At 47.0% G+C, this 15,209-nt stretch carries 8 protein-coding genes and 2 rRNA genes (1 of these 10 cut by a window edge); 6 read left to right on the top strand and 4 right to left on the bottom strand.

Annotation, left to right across the window (positions count from 1 at the left end; genetic code table 11):
* Positions 1 to 51: 51 nt before the first annotated feature.
* The 4 genes from ACXAC1_RS04885 to ACXAC1_RS04900 all read left to right on the top strand — a co-directional run bounded on the left by ACXAC1_RS04885 (position 52) and on the right by ACXAC1_RS04900 (position 6,789).
* On the top strand, positions 52 to 1,755 hold the full coding sequence (locus ACXAC1_RS04885; RefSeq protein WP_475059444.1) for a sensor histidine kinase: 1,704 nt from the start codon (positions 52 to 54) through the stop codon (positions 1,753 to 1,755).
* Between the two features lie 26 nt (positions 1,756 to 1,781).
* A complete protein-coding gene (locus ACXAC1_RS04890) occupies positions 1,782 to 3,146 on the top strand; it encodes a sigma-54-dependent transcriptional regulator (RefSeq protein ID WP_133561910.1) in 1,365 nt (454 codons plus the stop codon).
* A 349-nt stretch (positions 3,147 to 3,495) separates the two neighbouring features.
* On the top strand, positions 3,496 to 4,524 hold the full coding sequence (locus ACXAC1_RS04895; protein ID WP_475059446.1) for a TAXI family TRAP transporter solute-binding subunit: 1,029 nt from the start codon (positions 3,496 to 3,498) through the stop codon (positions 4,522 to 4,524).
* Between the two features lie 126 nt (positions 4,525 to 4,650).
* The gene (locus ACXAC1_RS04900; protein ID WP_475059449.1) at positions 4,651 to 6,789 is read left to right on the top strand and encodes a TRAP transporter permease; all 2,139 of its coding nucleotides are present in this window, start codon (positions 4,651 to 4,653) and stop codon (positions 6,787 to 6,789) included.
* Positions 6,790 to 6,817: 28 nt separating this feature from the next.
* Here the strand turns inward: ACXAC1_RS04900 and ACXAC1_RS04905 are convergent, their stop codons facing one another.
* Together ACXAC1_RS04905 and ACXAC1_RS04910 are read right to left on the bottom strand one after the other, a co-directional pair.
* The gene (locus ACXAC1_RS04905; RefSeq protein WP_475059451.1) at positions 6,818 to 7,252 is read right to left on the bottom strand and encodes a BLUF domain-containing protein; all 435 of its coding nucleotides are present in this window, start codon (positions 7,250 to 7,252) and stop codon (positions 6,818 to 6,820) included.
* Between the two features lie 120 nt (positions 7,253 to 7,372).
* Positions 7,373 to 8,296, bottom strand: a complete 924-nt coding sequence (locus ACXAC1_RS04910) for a histone deacetylase family protein (RefSeq protein ID WP_475059453.1) — start codon at positions 8,294 to 8,296, stop codon at positions 7,373 to 7,375.
* A gap of 237 nt (positions 8,297 to 8,533) precedes the next feature.
* Between ACXAC1_RS04910 and ACXAC1_RS04915 the strand changes: the two genes are divergently transcribed.
* Entirely contained in the window at positions 8,534 to 10,969 is a 2,436-nt protein-coding gene (locus ACXAC1_RS04915; RefSeq protein ID WP_475059455.1) for a bifunctional acetate--CoA ligase family protein/GNAT family N-acetyltransferase, read from the top strand.
* 394 nt (positions 10,970 to 11,363) lie between these two features.
* The gene (locus ACXAC1_RS04920) at positions 11,364 to 12,527 is read left to right on the top strand and encodes an IS256 family transposase (protein WP_475058256.1); all 1,164 of its coding nucleotides are present in this window, start codon (positions 11,364 to 11,366) and stop codon (positions 12,525 to 12,527) included.
* 185 nt (positions 12,528 to 12,712) lie between these two features.
* On the opposite strand, the gene rrf is transcribed toward ACXAC1_RS04920, so the two are convergent.
* Positions 12,713 to 12,827, bottom strand: a 5S ribosomal RNA gene (gene rrf / locus ACXAC1_RS04925).
* Positions 12,828 to 13,036: 209 nt separating this feature from the next.
* Positions 13,037 to 15,209, bottom strand: a 23S ribosomal RNA gene (locus ACXAC1_RS04930) (it continues 714 nt past the right edge of the window).

Raw genomic sequence — 15,209 nt, forward strand, 5'->3', positions numbered from 1 at the left:
GCGTTCTATTGTATGCTGTGTGACCTTTGGTTCATGCATTAGGACAAACACATGACTCTGAAAACCAATAAACGCATCGTTTGGCTGGGCATTGCTTGGTTTCTAGTCTCGATTGTATTGGGAATCGGAGCAGGCAAACTTACCAAAGACCTTGGTTATCAGGCCTTACATGCGGAAGTGTCCGATCGTTTATTAGCGTCAATTCATCGCGTACGAGGCGCTCTCAACAGCTACCACTACCTGCCATTTCTATTGACGCAAAATGAGGATGTGGTCGAACTTCTACAAAACAGCGCCCTCTCCAACAATGCAGCTCAAGCCACAAAAGTCTCACGCTATTTAGAACAAACTAGCCTAGTTGCGGGGGCATCGGGCTTATTCATTGTCGATAAAAACGGTCATACAGTGGCCTACAGTAATTGGCGAGACCAACAAGCCTTAAGGCTAGATGAATTTGCCCAGCTGCCAGTGTTCCAGTTTGCAGCCAAAGGGGAAGAAGGGCGTTTCTATGATCATCAAAGCCGACAGCAGGCTTTTTATTATTTATCCGCACCGATTTACGATCGCTCTGACTTTATTGGTGCGGCCATCGTTCGCATTGATTTAGAAAATCTGATTTTAGATACGCCAGTGGAGGAGTTGTACGCCATCAGTGACGATCAAGGACGTATTTTCATCGCCAGCCCACAAGACTGGCTCAAGTATTCGCTCTCAGACCTTGCCGATATCCGTTCAATTACATTAGGTAATGGCACTCATGCCGAGCTTTGGACCTTTAATCAGCAACACTATATGAGCCATCAAGTGCGCCTTGACGATTTGGGCTGGACCTTCACCTCTTTGGTCTCAGCTCGGCTGGATGAGCGTTATGCCGATCTCGTTGCAGCGATTACCATAGCCGGTCTTTGGATATTAGGTGTGCTGCTGTTGTTTTTACGAGAACGCCATCTTAAGCACCTCTCCCAGCAAGAGACCCGCTTAGCGCTACTCCAAGCAAATGAGTCACTGGAACAAAAGGTCGAGGAGCGTACACAAGCTCTGCGCAATGCCCAACAGGAGTTGGTTCAAACCAGCAAGATGGCGGCTCTTGGGCGCATGTCGACGGCCATTGCCCATGAGTTAAATCAGCCGCTCACGGCTATGCGCACCTACATTGCCATCAGTAAACAACTTCTCGGCGATCCCGCTATGGTAAAAGAGAACCTATCGACCTTAGACGATCTCACCGAACGCATGGCCATTATTACCTCTCAGCTCAAAACATTTGCCTATAAGAAGCCAGAGAATGTTCAGCCGGTTCAATTGGTTACAGCGATCAATCAATCATTTACGCTACTGAGAACACGATTGACCGAAGAAAATGTCACGTTAGAATGCGACAAAGTCTCTGACTCTCATTACGTGCTCGGTGATAATGTGCGTTTAGAACAGGTCTTGGTAAACTTGATTAATAACGCCTGTGATGCTTTGCATCAGCAAACGGATAAACGCATTCTAATTCAGAGTGAGTGCGTCTCAGATGATAAGATCCAATTGAGTGTGGAAGACAATGGTCCAGGCTTTAACGATGAACAGTTAGAACACTTGTTCGAGCCCTTTTACACCACAAAATCGATGGGAAATGGCTTAGGCTTGGGACTGGCTATTGTTGCGGCCATCATTAGAGACCTAAATGGCAGTATCCAAGCTCAGCGCAACGCTCACGGCGGCGCAACTTTTCTCATCTTGTTGCCCAGTGCACAACAAAGCCAATAGATAGAACAATAATAGAAGAGTCCCCCATGCAAACACGCGGCACCGTTTTACTCGTTGACGATGAAGTTATGATTCGCCAAGCCACCGAAAAGTGGCTGCAAATGGCAGGCTTAGAGGTGATCAGCGCCAGCAATGCTGAAGAAGCGTTGCCTTTTCTAAGCGAAGAGTTTCGTGGCATTTTGCTCACGGATGTCAAAATGCCAGGCATGAGCGGATTAGAGTTGATGCAGGTGGCCCATGAGCGTATTCCTGATCTGCCCGTTATTCTGATCACTGGGCATGGAGATATCGATATGGCCATTCAAGCCATGCGTGATGGCGCCTACGACTTTATCGAAAAGCCATTTGTACCAGAGCGCCTAGTAGAAACCTTACTTCGTGCCTGTGAAAAACGTAGCCTGATGATTGAAAACTTAAGGCTGCAAACAGATTTGGCAGCTCGCTCAGGCTTAGACGCAAAAATTATCGGCATCTCCCCGGCGATTCAGCGCATGAAGCGCGAGTTACTTGCTGTTGCAGACATGGACACTAACGTCATCATTTACGGTGAAACAGGCAGTGGCAAGGAGCTCATCGCGCAGTGTTTACATGAGTTCAGTGAGCGTCAAGACAAGCGTTTTGTACCAATTAACTGTGGTGCCATTCCCGAACATTTAATAGAAAGTGAACTGTTTGGCCATGAAGCCGGCGCCTTTACAGGAGCGGCTAAACGTCGAATAGGTAAATTTGAGCACGCAGATGGCGGCACCCTGTTTCTGGATGAAATAGAAAGCACACCCGCGCACCTTCAGATCAAAATCCTTCGAGCACTGCAAGAAGGTCAAATTGAGCGCCTAGGCTCAAATCAAAGTATCCCCGTGAATATTCGCGTGATTGCAGCATCCAAAGCAGACCTTAAAGAAGACGAGAACTTTCGTCAGGACCTGTATTATCGCCTGAACGTTTCGCAGATTTTCTTGCCGCCTTTGCGAGAACGCCCAGAAGATATTCCACTTCTGTTTATGCATTACGTCAACCAAGCCGCCAGCGAGCGAGACAAAGCAAGTCGCCAGCTCAGTACGCAAGATGAACGTATTCTGCGATCTCACCAGTGGCCTGGAAATGTTCGTGAGCTAAAAAACATTGCCATTCGATATGCCTTAGACAATCGCGTTAGCCTTGCAGATTTAATCAATGGACAGCAAAGTTTGATCGCTTTTGAAGAGGTCGATCACAAACCGCTTCCGCTGGCGATTCAAGTAGCCGCTTTTGAAGAAGATATTATTAAACGCGCACTGGAGCGACACCAAGGCAACATTAAGGCCGTCATGGATGAACTGGATTTACCTCGTCGTACCCTTAACCAAAAAATGACCAAGTTCGGCTTAAACCGTTCAGACTATTTAGATTAATTCATATTTTCAGAGTGTTACGTACAATTAAGAAGATAGGCAATAATTTGCTTATCTTCTTATTTTTCTGCGAAATACTTCCTTATATGTATCTTTCTCCCTGTAATCCCACCCTCAAACCACAACTCATAAGCAAATTATTGCCTACGTTTCGATACACCCATGAGCAAGAAATTGCTTATCAGGTTTTAAGAAACAACCACACTTAACTTAAAAAGTGCTTATAAAACAGCTTGCTACCAATTGTTAATACATTTGGCACTATGTTTGCCTATACTCTGTTATCTGAGAGCGAGGATGCTCTTTCAGAGTCCTCTTAAATAAAAACAATACTGATAGGAAACAAACAATGAAGATGACCAAACGTACATTGATCAAAGCAATGAGTGCCGCACTGGTGATGGGTACTGCCGTAGGAACAGCGGGTTTGGCGCAAGCTGCTGACGACCGTTCATACGTGCTAGCCACTGCATCGACTGGTGGTACGTTTTACCCTGTCGGCGTTGCCTTGGCGACTCTAACCAAAGTGAAATTAGAGCCAACAATGGGCATGTCGATTTCGGCGATTAACTCAGCTGGCTCTGGCGAAAACATCAAATTGTTACGTGAAAACGAAGCGCAGCTAGCCATCCTTCAAGGTTTATACGGTGCTTGGGCATGGGATGGTACAGGTCGTATGGAAAAAGAAGGGGCGCAAAAGAACCTTCGTTCGATCTCTATGCTTTGGCAAAACGTTGAGCAATTCGTGGTACGCGCTGAATACGCTAAGTCAGGTTCGATTACAGACATGAACAACCTAGCGGGCGAAAAGTTTTCTATCGGTACGAAAAACTCTGGTACTGAAGGGTCTGGTCTAACGATTCTTGGCAACATGAACGTACCAGCGGATAGCCTAGACATGGCTTACATGGGCTACTCAGCGTCAGCAGATGCCCTACAGAACGGTACGATTGATGGTATGAACATTCCATCGGGTGTACCAACCAGTGCGATCACTCGTGCTTACGCAGCACTAGGCGATGACATTACCATTTTGGAATTCACCGATGAGCAAATCAAACAAGCGAACGGTAACTTCCAGCTATGGACACGCTTTGAAATCCCTGCGAACACTTACCCTGGCCAAACCAAAGCCATTAAGACCATCGCACAACCAAACTTCTTAGCCGTGCGTGACGATCTATCTGAGGAAGATGTTTACCAGCTAACCAAAACCATCTATGAAAACCTTCCTTTCCTAAATGGTATACACAAAGCAACGAAAGCTATGTCTTTGCAAAAAGCCATCGACGGTCTGCCAGTACCACTTCACCCAGGTGCTGCACGCTACTACAAAGAAGCTGGTCTAACGATTCCTGCACACTTAATTGCAGAATAAGTCTTAGAGCACTATCGGCATAATACGCCAATAAGAGGGTGGAGCTCGCCACTCTCTTACCTCTTATGTTTTCACTACTAATCGATGTGCAGCAACGCGCATCATGATGATGTTATAGGCCACACTATGTCTGAGACTCAGATTAGCCAAGACCAAGAAATGCAGGACAAGCTAAAAAGCTTAGAACTTGAGCAGCGCGATGAAGCATCGCCCACCGGCCGCCTGATTTACTGGGCGGGGGTTCTATTTGCCCTAGCACACATTTACTTCAATACATTAGGCACCTTGTCTGAACTGTGGGTATCAGCCATTCACTTTAGTGGCTTTGCATTAATTTGTGCTTTGATGGTTCCTGCTTTCAAAGCCACTACGGCAGGCGGCCGTCGATTAGCGTTAACGTTCGACATTGCCATCGGTTTAGTCGCCATTGCCTGTACTGTTTATCTGATTCTATTTGAAGATGCACTTTATGATCGCGGGGTAAACTTTGTTACCAGTGATTGGATAGTGTCTTTTATTGCGATTGCTATCGCACTTGAACTGACTCGCCGAACAACGGGCTGGTTCATTCCCTCATTGATCGTCGTCGCCCTGACTTATGTGTTTTGGTGGGGGCCGTACATTGACGGCATCTTTGGTTTCGCTGGCCTGAGCCTTGAGACCGTGATGTTCCGCTCCTACTTTTCTTCAGAAGGCATGTTCGGCTCTATTGCCCGCATTTCATGGACGTATGTGTTCATGTTCATTCTATTCGGTGCATTCTTGGTGAAATCTGGTGCCGGTGATTTCATCATTGAATTGTCTCGCGTCGCGGCTGGTCGCTTTGTCGGTGGCCCAGGCTTTGTCGCGGTGCTAGGTTCTGGTCTGATGGGTTCTGTGTCTGGTTCTTCTGTCGCCAACACAGTATCAACCGGCGTGATCACAATCCCGATGATGCGAAAAGCAGGCTTCCCCGCTCGGTTCTCAGCGGGGGTGGAAGCAGCCGCTTCAACTGGTGGTCAGTTAATGCCTCCTGTGATGGGTGCGGGGGCTTTTATCATGGCCTCTTACACGCAGATTCCATACGTGGAGATCATTGCTGTATCAACCTTACCTGCTTTGCTGTATTTCATGTCGGTAGGTTTCTACGTACGCGTCGAAGCGATGCGTTCCCACGCTCATGCCATTGAATTGGACACACGCAGCTTTGGTGAAGTCTTTAAAGAAGGCTGGCACTTCTTGTTACCACTAGCGGTATTGGTTGCTCTGCTTATTTACGGTTTCACGCCAACGTATGCAGCCGGTATTGCAATTATTGCGGTCATTGTCTCGTCTTGGTTATCTAAGAACCCAATGAAACCAAGAGATATACTTGATGCGCTCGCGCAAGGCTCTCGCAATATGGCGACCACCGCGATTCTGCTAGTGGCCGTTGGCTTGGTGGTCAACGTGGTCGCGATGACAGGTATCGGTAATACCTTCTCATTGATGATTGCAGAATGGTCGAATGGCAGCTTGTTCATCATGTTGGCATTGGTTGCGTTGGCATCTTTGATCTTGGGTATGGGGCTTCCCGTAACGGCAGCCTACATCGTGTTGGCTACGCTTTCTGCACCAGCCCTGTATAACTTGATTGCTGAGTCACATCTGATTGATTTGGTGATGGCAGGTAATCTGCCTGAAGAAGCTAAAGTCATCTTTATGCTGATCGATCCTGAAAAATATGCCCTGCTATCAGCACCAATGAGTCAAGCTGATGCAACCGCTTTAATTGCTCAGGTACCAGGTGATTTCAAAGGTCAATTGCTTGAACAAGCGTTAAACCCAACGGTGCTAAGTGCTGCGTTATTGTCTGCACATATGATTATCTTCTGGCTGTCTCAGGACTCAAACGTAACACCGCCAGTGTGTTTGACCGCATTTGCTGCCGCAGCCATTGCTAAGACTCCACCAATGGCAACCGGCTTTATGGCGTGGAAGTTGGCAAAAGGTCTATACATCGTTCCTCTTCTGTTGGCTTATACCAACTTTATCGGTGGCGAGACGCCAGATGTTCTACGAATTTTCGTATTCGCACTGTTTGGCTTATATGCGTTTGTTGGCTTTATGGAAGGCTATTTGGAAGGCCCGCTGAACATTGCGCTGCGTGTTTTATCCGGTGTTGCAGCTCTTCTGATGCTATGGCCTCACCACAACATTCTGATCGATAGCGCAGGCCTTGTGCTGTTTATTGGTTTGTTTATTTACTCTCGCAAAACACGCGCAGCCTCACTACAAACAGCTTAAAATAGAAAAGCTTAGGCGCATATCGCGCCTAAGCTTCTTCTGTTGCAACCTCTTCCATCATAGCTCGGATATCTTTTAAAATCGCAAAAGCATCCTCAGGAATTAGGGTTAGCGGTAAAAACTCTGCTGAGCCAGTATGACGCATCAACAAATCACGCATAATCTGGTTGTTCTGAAGATAACCCATATTCCAACTTTCAAATTCACGCTTCTCTGAATATTGAAAGCTGATGATTTCTACGCTTTCGTGACGCGGATCTTTCAATATTCGCTGAAATGTTCGGTTGACTTCAGCTCGCTTACCTTCAAGACATTGCAAAAAGCCTCGCTGGTTAAAGCACAATAAGCCAGTAATATAGTTCTGATTGTTATTCTTGCGCGCTGCCTGAAGAATTGACTGAATGGACGATGGCTGAAACTCGACCGTCGCTCGGCTTGCATAGATTAGACGAACAAAACTCATCACTCCCTCCGAATATTAGCTATTGGTGCAATAATGAGATTAAGTCGTTTTGTCAGTGCAGAAAATCACAAAACCGTTCTGAAACGGTTTCTAAAAGTTAGGATGTGTAAGATTGTGAAACTAGATCTTCATGATGGCTTTTAAATGGCTAAAGACCGCTCGGCCCAGTGCATCGGTGTTGTAGCCGCCTTCTAGCACCGAAACCACGCGACCATGACAATACCGCTCCGCCACATCCATCAGCTTCTCCGTAACCCAAACAATGTCATCTTCGCGCAAGCGAAGCTGCCCCATCGGATCCTCTGCTAAAGCATCGAAACCAGCAGAAATCATGAGTAATTGCGGTTTAAAAGCTTCCAGAGCGGGGAACAGTTCACTTTCGTAAGCAACACGAAAATCTTCACCTTTAGAGCCTTTCTCAAGAGGCATATGCACGATGTTATCGTGAGAAGCGCCTGGATCTGGATACGGGAAAAGTGGGTGTTGATAACTTGAGGCATACAGCACTTTGGGGTCATTTTTAAAGATGTCTTCCGTACCGTTACCGTGGTGTACATCAAAGTCGACAATAGCAATACGCTCAATACCGTATTGGTTGATTGCATGACGCGCCCCTACGGCAATATTGTTAAATAGACAAAAACCCATGGCTTTATCGTATTCAGCATGATGGCCTGGCGGACGTACAGCACAAAATGCATTTTGCACTTCACCGCTCATGATCATATCCACCGCTTGCACAACAGCACCTGAAGCGCGCAACGCCGCATCAAGGGTATTTGGCATCATTAAGGTTTCTTGATCAAGCTCGATATGACCTTCTTCTGGAGATTTAGCAAAGATAGAGGCGACATAATCAGGATCATGAGTCGCATTGAGTTGTTCAATGGTCACCTCATTCGCTTCACGCCAGCGTAAGAAGTCCATCAGTTGTCCAGCAATAAGACGGTTTTGCATGGCTTCAAGACGTTGCGGCGACTCAGGGTGATCTTCCCCAAGCTTATGCTCTTCACACAAAGGGTGCGTTAGGTAAGCTGTGCTCATATCGGTATCCGTAAGAATCTACACCCACATCAAGGGCTGCTATTATTGTTATTCATCCAGTCGCGATCTAACGCTACTATAAGTCGATAATACGTGAACTGCTTTATATCAAGCCACAGTTTGCACTAGGCAGCCTATCCGACATTGGTCTAGACTGCTAAACATCATTGCATTCTCTGTCGTAGAGCAAAGGCTTTGCCAAGATGTTCGCTTCAGGCCACTCAGGGAGATTTTTGCATGTCACAACACGCATTGCAGCCATTACTTGCTCCACAGTCTATCGTGGTTTTCACAGGCCAAGATCGACACAGTCCTATTTTGCATTCAGTACTTAGGGCATTGTCTTATGGCGGGCGTCGTAGTGTGACATCATTACTCGGTATAGAGCCCGATGAAAGCGTTGGCGTGCTGCCGTTTGAGAGAATTCAATCTATCTCGAGTCTCAGCAAGACGCCAGATTTAGCCATTCTAGCCGGCGAAGACCCACGTCCACTGACTAAGATTATAGAGTTTTGTGGCGAGCACTCTATTCCTGCATTGCTAGTCTTCACTGGATCACAAGAAAATCCTGAAGCCATTTTGAAAGTCTCACGTCAGTTCAATGTTCGGCTGATCGGCCCAAACAGCTTCGGCATGTGCCGACCTAAACAAGGTTTTTCTGCTTGGTTGGGTTTAACGCAACCGATACCTGGTCGACTAGCATTGCTTTCTCAATCGGGCACAGTGGCCAGTGCTTTGGTTGATTGGGCGACTTGGCAAGGTATTGGTTTTTCTCAAGTCGTTAGTATGGGTAGCCCAATTGATGTAATGCCTTCACAGGTATTGGATTACCTATCAAACGATTTCGAAAGCCAATCTATCCTGATGTATCTACAGAAAATTGGCTCGACTACCCGCTTCTTAAGTAGCCTTCGCGCAGCCAGTCGCTCAAAACCCGTTGCAGTTGTCACCGAGCATAATGTAGGCGCAGATCCTCGAGTCTTAGACGCGGCTTTAAGCCGAACAGGTGCTGTTAGAGGTCGTCGCTTAAATGACTTGGTTGCCGCGGCATCGGTTATGACCAACGCCCGCCGCGTGAAAGATGGCTCTTTAATGATTATTGGTAATGGTGCAGGACCAGGTGAGCTTGCCGCGCAACGTGCTTCTGAAGTCAATGTGAACCTACTTACACCAAATGATGAGCTAAGAAATAAGCTCGAAGGGATTATGGCTGGTCGTGGCAGCGTAGGCAGTGTGACAACTGCTTGGGCAAGCTGTGAGGCAGACCTATTTGTCGATCTTGCTGAAGCCGCCTTAGCAGACAAAGAGTGCGGTGCAGTACTACTGATGTTAAGCCCAACAGCACTCATTAATATGGTCTCCCTGTACGATCAAGTTCTGCAGCTTCACAAAAAACAGAAGAAATTAGTCATGGTCTGTATGCTCGGCGGCGGCAACATGGTGGCGATGCGTACTCGTATTAACGAAGCAGGGATCCCAACCTTTAGAACCCCAGAGGCCGCCATTGAAGGCTTCCAGTTCTTAGTACAATTCCATCGTAACCAGATGCTTGCCAAGCAAATGCCAGATAGCCATGCCTTTCGTTTCAATATTGATGTGGCAGCCGCTCGAGCCAAACTTAAAGAATTAATCAAAGCAGGGAATAAGACACCGACAGCGGAAGACCTTAAAGAAGTATTTGATCTCTTTAACTTCCGATTAATCACACGCCGTCAAACAAACTTCCTTCTGCAAGCACCGATTCATTTACGAGCATTTCGAGACCCTGTGTTCGGTCCAGCGATTGGCTTATCACTTGAGGGGGCAAACCAATGGCATCACCAAACTGAAGCGGTTGCTTTACCGCCTATCAACACAGTCCTATCGAAAGACCTGATTAACCGGGCATTCCCAGGAGTGGAATCGTTTGAGTTAGAAGACTTACTACGTGGCTTCTCGACCATGATCTGCGAGCTCCCCGAATTTGAATACTTAGAACTGGCTGATGTTCGAATACATGAGAGCGGCAGTATCTTTGCTGATGTAACGGCTCGTCTGAAAAGCAGTGCCAAGCTAAGACGCTATGAACACCTAGCGATTCAACCCTATCCAAGACAATGGGTGAAACAAGTCACCCTACGTGATGGCCAAGAAATCACCATACGTCCGATCCTACCGAGAGACGCCAATGCCATGGCTGACTTTGTAAAAAACCTTTCTCATGAAAGTCGTTACTTCCGTTTCATTGCCAATATCTCCGAATTGACACCTCGTATGGTCGCAAGCCTTTCACATATAGATTATGACCGAGAAATGGCCCTAATTGCTGTCACAGAGAAAAATGGAGAACAGGTACTGATGGGCGCTTCTCGTTTCAGTGATAACTTTGATGATCAAAGTTGTGAATTCGCTGTAGTCATAGGTGACGAATACCAAGGACATGGCTTAGCTGCCCTGTTAATGCGCCGGTTAATGTTAGTCGCAAACTTCAAAGGCATTAAAGAAATGAAAGGAACAGTGCTTGCTGAAAACAAACGTATGATCGACTTCTGCCGACGTATTGGTTTTACCATCAAGCGTGATCCTGATGATATTAGTTTGGTAACAGCTTATGTCCGTTTAACACCGAAATTTATTGAAGGCGTAAGAGAAAAGCTGGGCATTGTTAGTAAAGCAAATAAAACAGTTGAATAAGCCTGTTCTACGACACCTTAGCTATCGCCATCAGGAGATGGCTCGTACGACCCGATTCTATCAGTGGATGAACCTTAGGGGTCAGATCCCTCAACAGTATGCAGTGATTGGAAACTGGTATACGTACAGGGATCCGACCCCTTTGCAATTAGACTGAGTATTTCCGACGGACGTAAAAAAGCCCTGACAGCAGATACAGAAACATCCTCAGTGCGATAAGGCGACGACCACAATGATCTGAAGCTGCGCTTCATCCCCTTCGGGCATCCTACGGATGTCTGCCACATACCGTCCCCAGAAGTGTGTCTAGTAAAGGACGTTGTATTAGGCGCCTCTCTCTCATTAAATGTTTTTGTTTCGACCAAAAAACAAACCATTTAACAAAAGAGAGACTATGGACACTTTAAAACTAAACACTCAACAGATACAAGCCGCCGTTGATCAGCTAACTTTGCAGCCTGACGGTATCAATAAATTACTCGAGATGGCGATCAACAGCCTGATGAAGGCCGAGCGAGCAGCTTATCTTGAGGCTGCTGTACAAGGCAATAAAGCAAATGGCTATCGCAACGTGAATGGCTTTGGTATCGGAGAGGCTTTATCACTGCAAATCCCAAGGGATCGATTAGGGCACTTCAAGCCGACACTACTCAATATTATGAGGAATCAATCGGACACGCTGAATGAGTTGTGTTTTGAGCTGTATGCTAAGGGCTTAACAACGCGTGATATCGAATCCATTACACATACTATCTACGGTCAGCATCTGTCAAAAAGCCAGATCTCTCGTATTACTGTTAGCTTGTCCGATGCAATGCGAGAGTTTAGAGAACGGCCACTAAACAGCTATTATCCCATCGTATATCTTGATGCCACGTTTGTGAAAACCAAACGAGAAAGAGTCTCCAGTGAGGCGTATTACATAGCGTTAGCGGTTTTACCTGATATGACTCGAGAAGTGATTGGTATCTATAATGCACCAACAGAGTCATCAAGTTTTTGGGATGAGATTTGCCAAGATCTTAAAGACAGGGGAATGCAGCAAACAGACTTATTCGTCATCGATAACCTTACCGAACTCGATAGCACATTAGAAAAGCACTTTGATGCTTCAATTCAAAAGTGTGTGCTACATCTCAAGCGATCCATACTGAACAAGGTCAAAAAGCAGCATCGCCTAGCCGTCGTCAGTGACTTGAATGAGATTTTTCAAATTGAAAATCGGGAGGATACAAAAGAACAGTTGCTAGACAGAGCACAACAAGTGGCCCAACGGTGGCAGCGCTACTACCCTCATATGAAAAGGCTAGCTGATCCATATTGGCTCTCATATTACTCAACTTATCTAAGCTTCGAGTATGATATCCGAAATATGATTTACACCACCAACTGGATTGAGCGACTGAACAAAGCCTTCAAAAGAACATTGAAAATTAGAAACTCGATGCCTAATGTTGAATCAGTGTTAACTCTTTTAAGCAAGGTTGCGATTGATATGAATAGCAGTACTTATCGTCACCCAGTGAGTCGATTCCAAAAGAGCAATTTATTTAAATAAGAGATAAATAAAGATGTTTGATGAGAGCAGAGACACACTCAATGGGACGGTACCTTTCTCGATCAGATGACTCGTACGACCCGATTCGATCGGGGATAGAACCCCAGGGGAGATCAAGGCGAGGGATTTTCTTCAGACGTAAAAAAACCCTGACAGCTGAGCTATCAGGGCTTCTTAAATTAAAAGCTTGACGACGACCTACTCTCACATGGGATCTCCCACACTACCATCGGCGATGGCGCTTTTCACTTCTGAGTTCGGGATGGGATCAGGTGGTTCAACGCCTCTATGATCGTCAAGCAAACGGGTTTGCGTTCGTTCTGATTCTGTTGATCAAAACACGCAAGTTCGTAAACTTGATATCTTTAACAATTAGACTTTGAAGTAGTCGATAACCAAGGTCAAACCGTTGGTTTGTATCGTAAATCTTTGTAGTGCACGACCTCCATGGATGGAGGAAGTACTCGAGATTGTCTGGAACAATCTCAGCAAAACCACTTTGGTGTTATATGGTCAAGCCTCACGAGCAATTAGTATTGGTTAGCTCAACGCCTCACAACGCTTACACACCCAACCTATCAACGTCCTAGTCTCGAACGGCTCTTTAGGGAACTCTAAGTTCCAGTGAGATCTTATCTTGAAGGAGGCTTCCCGCTTAGATGCTTTCAGCGGTTATCCCGTCCGAACGTAGCTACCCGGCAATGCCACTGGCGTGACAACCGGAACACCAGAGGTTCGTTCACTCCGGTCCTCTCGTACTAGGAGCAACTCTTCTCAAATCTCAAACGTCCACGGCAGATAGGGACCGAACTGTCTCACGACGTTCTAAACCCAGCTCGCGTACCACTTTAAATGGCGAACAGCCATACCCTTGGGACCGGCTTCAGCCCCAGGATGTGATGAGCCGACATCGAGGTGCCAAACACCGCCGTCGATGTGAACTCTTGGGCGGTATCAGCCTGTTATCCCCGGAGTACCTTTTATCCGTTGAGCGATGGCCCTTCCATACAGAACCACCGGATCACTAAGACCTACTTTCGTACCTGCTCGACGTGTCTGTCTCGCAGTTAAGCGCGCTTTTGCCTTTACACTCTTTGCATGATTTCCGACCATGCTGAGCGCACCTTCGTGCTCCTCCGTTACTCTTTGGGAGGAGACCGCCCCAGTCAAACTACCCACCACACAGTGTCCTCGATCCCGATTAGGGACCTGAGTTAGAACCTCAAACATACCAGGGTGGTATTTCAAGATTGGCTCCATGCAAACTGGCGTCTGCACTTCAAAGCCTCCCACCTATCCTACACAAGTAGGTTCAAAGTTCACTGTGAAGCTATAGTAAAGGTTCACGGGGTCTTTCCGTCTAGCCGCGGATACACAGCATCTTCACTGCGATTTCAATTTCACTGAGTCTCGGGTGGAGACAGTGTGGCCATCGTTACGCCATTCGTGCAGGTCGGAACTTACCCGACAAGGAATTTCGCTACCTTAGGACCGTTATAGTTACGGCCGCCGTTTACTTGGGCTTCGATCAAGAGCTTCGCTTACGCTAACCCCATCAATTAACCTTCAAGCACCGGGCAGGCGTCACACCCTATACGTCCACTTTCGTGTTTGCAGAGTGCTGTGTTTTTAATAAACAGTCGCAGCCACCTGGTATCTTCGACCGGTCAGAGCTTACGGAGCAAGTCCTTCACCCTAACCGGCGCACCTTCTCCCGAAGTTACGGTGCCATTTTGCCTAGTTCCTTCACCCGAGTTCTCTCAAGCGCCTTGGTATTCTCTACCTGACCACCTGTGTCGGTTTGGGGTACGGTCAATGTATATCTGAAGCTTAGAAGTTTTTCCTGGAAGCATGGCATCAACCACTTCGTCCAAAAGAGGACTCGTCATCAGTTCTCGGCCTTAAGTACCCGGATTTGCCTAAGTACTCAGCCTACCGCCTTAAACACGGACAACCATCGCCGTGCTGGCCTAGCCTTCTCCGTCTCTCCATCGCAATATACATCGGTACGGGAATATTAACCCGTTTCCCATCGACTACGCTTTTCAGCCTCGCCTTAGGGGCCGACTCACCCTGCCCTGATTAGCATGGGACAGGAACCCTTGGTCTTCCGGCGAGGGAGGTTTTCACTCCCTTTATCGTTACTCATGTCAACATTCGCACTTCTGATACCTCCAGCCTGCCTTACAGCTTGACCTTCAACGGCTTACAGAACGCTCCTCTACCGCTTACACATACGTGTAAACCCGTAGCTTCGGTGTACAGTTTGAGCCCCGTTATATCTTCCGCGCAGGCCGACTCGACTAGTGAGCTATTACGCTTTCTTTAAAGGATGGCTGCTTCTAAGCCAACCTCCTAGCTGTCTAAGCCTTCCCACATCGTTTCCCACTTAACTGTAACTTTGGGACCTTAGCTGACGGTCTGGGTTGTTTCCCTTTTCACGACGGACGTTAGCACCCGCCGTGTGTCTCCCGCGCTCATACTCATTGGTATTCGGAGTTTGCATGGGGTTGGTAAGTCGGGATGACCCCCTAGCCCAAACAGTGCTCTACCCCCAATGGCAATACGCGAGGCGCTACCTAAATAGCTTTCGAGGAGAACCAGCTATCTCCGAGCTTGATTAGCCTTTCACTCCTATCCACAAGTCATCCCCGGACTTTTCAACGTACGTGGGTTCGGTCC

The organism is Marinomonas sp. AWM4_232 (assembly GCF_056158325.1).